Here is a 7,064-nt window from a genome sequence, read left to right as displayed (position 1 = left end):
CGTCAAGGGGCTGGCTTGGATCTTGGCACGGATCGACTCGGGGCTGAATTCACTCAGGGGAATCGGGCCGATAATCCCCAGCTCATTGCGTTCCGGGCACAGGTACAGGGGGATCGCGCCAGTCATGATGATCGAGTGCAACACCGATTTGTGGCAGTTACGGTCCACCAACACCAAGTCGTCGCGGCCGACCATGGAGTGCCAGACGATCTTGTTGGCGGTCGAGGTGCCGTTAATCACAAAAAACGTGTGATCAGCGCCAAAGTTACGCGCAGCGCGGGCTTCGGCTTCGGCCAAAGGCCCGGTGTGATCGAGCAGCGAGCCCAGTTCGGGCACCGACACGGACAAGTCAGAACGTAAGGTGTTTTCGCCGAAGAACTGATGAAACGCCTGCCCAACCGGGCTCTTGCGATACGCTACGCCGCCGCCATGGCCGGGTGTGTGCCAGGAGTAGTTGGAGTCGGCGGTGTGTTGCACCAAGGCTTTGAAGAAGGGCGGCAACAAGCCATCAAGGTAGGCGCGCGCGGCACGAGCGACTTGCCGGGCCAGAAACGGCACGGTGTCTTCGAACAGATAAAGAATGCCGCGCAGTTGGTTGAGTTCGCTCATGGCGTCGGCAGGCGCGTTTTCCAGGGTGACTTGCTCGCCCAAGGCAAAGATCGGCAGGTTGGGCGCCCTCACCCGCGCCAGGCGGATCAGTTCGACCATGTTTTGCAACAGGTGGGTATTTTCCCCGGCGCCTTCGGCGGCGATCAACATGCACGCCAGACCATGGTGGGTCGACGCCACCAGCCGACCTTCGGCGTAGTCCACGGCGCAAAAGATACTGAAACCCTCTTGTTCCAGCTCTCGGGCGATGCCTCGAACCCGGTCACCGGCAACGGTATCGGCCTTAATGTCGCGATGTACGATAAGAACAGGAAACTTCAGGTCTTTGTACATGAGTGCTGATAGTCCTGAGGGCTATGTACTCAGGGTAGAAGCTGGGAGGGAATGACGCGAAGGAATATTTTTCAGGCAGCAAATCAGCTGTGGGAACCGGCTCGCCTGTTCCCACCGTTTGATCAAGTGCAGCCGGTCTTATTGCTGCGTCAACTGCGACCACAACGCCGGCGCACCGGCCGACTTGGCAATCGCTTCCAACCGCGTCGCATGCTCAGCCAGATCCTGCTCACTGGCGCGGATGATCGGAGTGGGCTTGCGATCCGCAGGCAGACGGCGAATTTCCGAAGGGCGGTTGCCTGAACCTTCCGCCGAGCCGTTGCCGTCAGAGGCGTTACCCGCCAGCGACAGGCTGGTTTGCCCGCCGGTCATGGTCAGGTAAACGTCAGCGAGAATCTCGGAGTCGAGCAAGGCGCCGTGGAGTTCACGCCCGGAGTTGTCGACGCCGTAACGTTTGCACAACGCATCCAGGCTGTTGCGTTGCCCCGGGTGACGCTCGCGGGCCATCATCAGGGTGTCGAGGATTGAGCAGTGCTGGGAAATATCCGCACGCTCGGTCTGCCCCATCAGCGCAAATTCGTTATTGATGAAACCGACGTCGAACGCCGCGTTATGGATGATCAGCTGGGCGCCGTTGATGAACTCGAAAAACTCATCGGCCACTTCAGCAAAGCGCGGCTTGCCTTTGAGGAATTCGTCGGTGATACCGTGGACGCCGATCGCGCCTTCATCACTGTCGCGGTCCGGTTGCAGGTAGACGTGGAAGTGGCGACCAGTGAGACGTCGCCCCATCAATTCGACACAGCCGATTTCGATGATCCGGTGACCATCGGTCACCGGCATGCCGGTGGTTTCGGTATCGAGTACAACAGATCGGATGGCCATCGGGGTTAAGCTCTCAACGGTGGAATGCAGTGGGGTGTGAGTCAAGGGGGCGCAATGTTAACACGCCAGACCCCACGCAACGTTTAAAGTCAGCTCTGCTTGTAGCCGCGCACTTCATCCACGCCACGGTTGGCCAGTTGGTCGGCACGTTCGTTACCCGCATGACCGATGTGCCCGCGCACCCATTTCCAAGTGATGTTATGGCGGTTGCATTGCTCATCAAGCAGTTGCCAAAGGTCGGCATTTTTCACCGGTTCCTTGGCGGCGGTTTTCCAGCCGCGCTTCTTCCAGTTGACCATCCACTCGTTGATGCCCTTCATCACGTACTGCGAGTCAGTGACCAACAGTACGTCACAGCGGCGCTTGAGTTCTTCCAGGCCACGAATCGCGCCCATCAGTTCCATGCGGTTGTTGGTGGTGTTGGCTTCGCCGCCCCACAACTCCTTCTCCACGCCCTTGCATACCAACAAGGCGCCCCAGCCGCCGGGGCCGGGGTTGCCTTTGCAGGCGCCATCGGTGAAGAGTTCTACGCTATCGGTCATCGGTTGCATCCATCAAAACGGGCTGGCGATCATCGACCGACAGTACCCCGAGGCCAAGGGTCTCGGCCGGTAATCAAAAAGAGGTTTTACGGTTCACTTTGCTTGCGATTGACCTTGGCCATCGGCATAGGCACCAGCTTGCCCATGGGCTGGCGTAGCACCTGACGCACTGGCCGCAGCCCGACCACGATCTTGCGCGCCACCAATAAATAGAAACCGCCACCCGACAATTGCCAGGCACCGGCCCGGCGTTCCCAGCCAGCCAGGCGGCCTTGCCATTTGGTCGACGCAAGCGGCGGACGATAGCACCCGAAGCGGCGTTTCTCCAGCGCAAAGCCCAGCAGGTTCAGCCAGTCGCTCACCCGCGACGGCGAGATACAGCGCGCCTGACGCAGGGCGTCATGGGCGAATACATGGCGCAGGCCCCAACTGCTCCAGGGGTTGATGCCGACAATCAGCAAATGGCCACCCGGACGCACACTGCTCGCGGCTTCGCGCAGCAACCCGTGGGGCGACAGGCAAAAATCCAGGCCATGCTGCAACACCACCACGTCGGCGGCGTGCTCGCTCAAGGGCCAGGCCTGCTCTTCGCACACAATCTCCACACCCGGCAACGGCGCGCCGAGGCGCACATTGCGCTGCACCTGAGGCGCAGCAGGCGGCGTCTGGGCCGACGGACCATAATGCACCAGGTAACCGCCAAAGAACCGGCCCAGCTCGTCTTCAAGCATGCGCCGTTCTTCATCCAGCAGAAACTGCCCGATCGGCCCGGACAGCCAATCACGGGCTGCGCTGATCAGGGCCAGCCATTCAGGATCGGCCTGGGCGAACGCTTTATCAGTCATTGCATTCTCCAACTCGCCTAGACGTTCTAAGATGCACCAATGTGTTCAGCTTGGCGAATCGAAGAATGATACAGATCAGTGCCCTACCCGCCTTCACCGACAACTACATCTGGTTGTTACAGGACCCGCAGACCCAGCGCTGCGCCGTGGTCGACCCCGGCGATGCCGCGCCGGTGCTGGCCTGGCTCAAACAGAACCCGCAATGGACCCTCAGCGACATCCTGATCACCCACCATCACCATGATCATGTCGGCGGCGTCGAGCCACTCAAAAGTGTGACGAATGCCAAGGTCTACGGCCCGGCGAACGAGAAGATCCCGGCACGGGACGTGGCCCTGCAGGATAACGACCGCGTCACGGTATTGGGCTGGGACTTTGACATTTATAGCGTGCCGGGTCACACCCTTGGCCATATCGCCTTTTACCACCAAGGCGTGCTGTTTTGCGGCGACACCCTGTTTGCCGCCGGTTGCGGCCGCTTGTTCGAAGGCACGCCGGAACAAATGCACACCTCGCTGGAACGCCTGGCCGCTCTGCCCGCTGATACCCTGGTGTACTGCACTCATGAGTACACACAAAGTAACCTCAAATTCGCCCAGGCCGTGGAACCGGACAACACCGAGATCGCCGAACGCGTGGAGCACGTCAACCAACTGCGGGGGCGCGGCGAAATGACGCTGCCCTCCAACCTGGCCTTGGAAAAACGTACAAACCCTTTTCTACGCACCGCTGAAACATCCGTTAAACAAAAAGCAGACGAACGGAATGGGCGCGATAACCGCTCTGGGGCCGAGGTATTTGCTAGCTTGAGGGCCTGGAAAGATAAGTTCTAAGAGGACGCAATCTGATACGGAAATTCTGAATGGTTGACCGGAACCAAAGCGCTTTCTAGAATCGCCCGACATTTTTGCCCGGAACTTACTTCCAGCCAATGTCGTCATCTATTCGTAAATCCATCTCTTCAGACGCATTGACCCGCCTGGCTCAAGCCGTGGCGGTGGCCGTATCCGCGACTCTGGCGGGCTGCCAATCGACAAATTTCGCTGCACAATCCACCGTGCAACCCAAACCCAATCTTGCTGCCAAGATCAAGCAAAAACCTATTTGGCTATCAGAGAAGCCCAGCCCCGAAGCCCCCCAGGATGTCTGGGAACGTATGCGACGGGGCTTTCAATTGCAGGACGGCTTGGGCGTCAACCCGCGCATCGAGCAACAGCGCTTGTGGTTCGCCAGCAACCCGTCCTTTTTAGAAAACGCCGGAGAACGCGGCAGCCTCTACATTCATTACATCGTCGAACGCCTTGAAGAACGCAACATGCCCCTGGAGCTGGCGCTGCTGCCAGTGATTGAAAGTGCGTACAACCCAATGGCCTATTCGCGCAGCGATGCAGTCGGTTTGTGGCAGTTCATTCCCTCCACCGGGCGCTACTTCAACTTGCGCCAGACCCGCGCCTATGACGGCCGCCGCGACATCACTGCCTCCACCACCGCCGCCCTGGACTATCTGACGCGTCTGCATGACATGTTCAACGGCGACTGGTTGCTGGCCCTGGCGGCCTATAACGCCGGCGAAGGCACCGTCAGCCGGGCCATCGAGCGTAACGAGAAGCTCGGCCTGCCTACCGACTACTGGAACCTGCCGCTGCCTCAGGAAACCAAGGATTACGTGCCCAAGTTTCTGGCACTGTCCCAAGTAGTGATGGCCCCCGAGGCCTATGGCATCAACCTGAACCCGATTGCCAACACCCCGTATTTCAAGGTGGTTGAAGTCAAGCAAAGCATGGACCTGTCGCGGGTGGCCGCGTTGGCGGAAATCGATGAAGACGAACTGTTCCAACTCAACCCGGCCTTGAAACAACGCACCACGCTGGATGGCCCTCAACATTTACTGGTGCCAAGTTCCAAGGCGCAACTGCTCACCAGCACCCTTTCGACGATGAAGCCGGAAGAATTGCTGGCGATGCGCCCGAAAAAGCAGGTGTTCGACGAAGTTGAGACCTCACGAGTGGCTGGCCGCAGCCGCAGCTATAAGGTGCGCAGTGGCGACAACCTCACGCTGATCGCCAAAGCAAATAAGGTCGATGTGCATGACCTGCAACGCTGGAACAAGCTCAATGGCCAAGCCCTCAAGGTCGGCCAGACCCTGGTAATGCAAGACACGCGCAAGCTGGTAGCCAAGGCCGGCGCCAAGAAGCCGGTGCAGTACAAGGTCAAGAAAGGCGACTCGCTGTACATTGTCGCCAAGCGCTTCAACGTTGAGATGCAACATCTCAAGCGTTGGAACCCGCGCACCGGCCAGGCGTTGAAACCTGGGCAAATGCTGGTGGTTTCCGGGCCGCGCTAGCAGCTCAAGAACGCCGGGTATCCAGTGTGGGAGCAAGTGCCTTGCCACACTGGATACCCAGTGCTTTCAACAACCTTTTTCCAACCGGAACAAGCTGTTACTGTACCGATCATAAAGCCCAAGCCGCCTGGATCGGATCTCTGACTTGAAGCGTCCCCTCCTTCTACTAATAAGTCTGGCCTTGAGCTTTGGTGCGAACGCGACGATTACCGAGAGCCACGGTTACACGCAGTTCGGCACGCTTAAGTACCCGGCCAAATTCACCCACTTCGATTGGGTAAACCCTGCAGCGCCGAAAGGCGGGACATTGCGGGTCATGGCATTTGGCACTTTCGACACACTCAACCCATACACCTTCAAGGGTTCAAGCCCGGTTTCCACCCCCAACTTCCTGCAATACGGCGTCAATGAGCTGAACGAGCCCTTGATGGTCGGCACCGGCCAGTACGCGCCGTCCGGCGATGAACCCACCTCCAGCTATGGGCTAATTGCCGAGTCGGTGGAGTACAGCGAGGATCGCAGCTGGGTGGTGTTCAACCTGCGCCCACAAGCGCGCTTCCACGATGGCAAGCCGATCACCGCCTATGACGTGGCGTTTTCCTATCGCACCCTGTTGACCGAAGGTCACCCGCAATACCGCACCAACCTGCAGGAAGGGGCGCGGGTCGACATCCCCAACCGCCACCGTATCCGCTTTGTGTTCAAGCGCGCCGGCAACCCGCTGCTGATCCTGCGCCTGGGCGAACTGCCGGTATTGCCCCAGCACTATTGGAAAAATCGCGACTTCAAGGCCACTACCTTCGACCCCCCTTTAGGCAGCGGGCCGTACCGCATCACCCAGGTCACCCCAGGGCGGCAGTTGATGTTCGAACGGGTCAAGGATTACTGGGGCAAAGACCTGCCGGTCAACCGGGGCTTCTACAACTACGACAAGGTCGAAGTGGAGTTCTATCGCGACAGCGACGTGGCCTTCGAAGCCTTCAAGGCCGGTGAATTCGATATCTATATCGAACACCAGGCCAAGAACTGGGCCACCGGTTATAACTTCCCGGCGGTCAACCGGGGCGATGTGATCAAGGCGCAGATCGCCCACCAGATTCCGACCCAGAGCCAAGGCCTGTTCATGAACACGCGGCGGCCGACCTTCGCCCAGACCAAGGTGCGCGAGGCACTGGGGTTGATGTTCGACTTTGAGTGGACCAACCGCACCCTGTTCAGCAGCGCCTATAAACGCACGTTGAGTTACTACCCCAATAGCGAGTTCTCGGCGACCGGCGTGCCAGTGGGCCATGAATGGCTGATGCTCTCGCCGTACCGCGACCAGCTGCCAGCCAACCTGTTTACGCAAGCCTTCAGCCTGCCGCAGACCGACGGTCGCGGCATCCCGCGCGAAACACTGCGCCGCGCCCTGACCTTGTTAGGCGACGCCGGCTGGAACCTATCCGGGCAACGCCTGCTCAAAGGTGACGGCCAGCCGCTGCGTCTCGAAATCCGGCTGGTACACCC

General features: G+C 59.4%; 7 protein-coding genes. 3 read left to right on the top strand and 4 right to left on the bottom strand.

Features of this window, described 5'->3' with window-relative positions:
- The 4 genes from E0F99_RS27990 to E0F99_RS27975 all read right to left on the bottom strand — a co-directional run.
- Positions 1-942: Orn/Lys/Arg decarboxylase N-terminal domain-containing protein (locus E0F99_RS27990; protein WP_278045766.1), on the bottom strand; the 942-nt coding region annotated here is incomplete at its 3' end.
- Between the two features lie 138 nt (positions 943-1,080).
- Entirely contained in the window at positions 1,081-1,821 is a 741-nt protein-coding gene (gene dnaQ / locus E0F99_RS27985) for a DNA polymerase III subunit epsilon (protein ID WP_165447649.1), read from the bottom strand.
- Positions 1,822-1,916: 95 nt separating this feature from the next.
- The gene (rnhA, locus tag E0F99_RS27980) at positions 1,917-2,369 is read right to left on the bottom strand and encodes a ribonuclease HI (RefSeq protein ID WP_083358020.1); all 453 of its coding nucleotides are present in this window, start codon (positions 2,367-2,369) and stop codon (positions 1,917-1,919) included.
- Positions 2,370-2,455: 86 nt separating this feature from the next.
- Positions 2,456-3,214: a class I SAM-dependent methyltransferase gene (locus E0F99_RS27975; RefSeq protein WP_083358019.1), complete on the bottom strand. Its 759-nt coding sequence runs from the start codon at positions 3,212-3,214 to the stop codon at positions 2,456-2,458.
- Between the two features lie 65 nt (positions 3,215-3,279).
- Between E0F99_RS27975 and gloB the strand changes: the two genes are divergently transcribed.
- The 3 genes from gloB to E0F99_RS27960 form a co-directional block, all read left to right on the top strand.
- Entirely contained in the window at positions 3,280-4,047 is a 768-nt protein-coding gene (gene gloB / locus E0F99_RS27970) for a hydroxyacylglutathione hydrolase (RefSeq protein ID WP_083358018.1), read from the top strand.
- Positions 4,048-4,145: 98 nt separating this feature from the next.
- Positions 4,146-5,558: a transglycosylase SLT domain-containing protein gene (locus E0F99_RS27965; RefSeq protein ID WP_083358017.1), complete on the top strand. Its 1,413-nt coding sequence runs from the start codon at positions 4,146-4,148 to the stop codon at positions 5,556-5,558.
- 145 nt (positions 5,559-5,703) lie between these two features.
- The coding region (locus E0F99_RS27960; protein WP_130909059.1) for an extracellular solute-binding protein at positions 5,704-7,064 on the top strand (1,361 nt) is incomplete at its 3' end.

The sequence above is a fragment of the Pseudomonas antarctica genome (genome assembly GCF_900624995.1).
Taxonomy (GTDB): Bacteria; Pseudomonadota; Gammaproteobacteria; order Pseudomonadales; family Pseudomonadaceae; genus Aquipseudomonas; species Aquipseudomonas antarctica.
The sequence above is the reverse complement of the archived record's forward strand: the minus strand, read 5'-3'. Positions and strand labels throughout refer to the sequence as shown.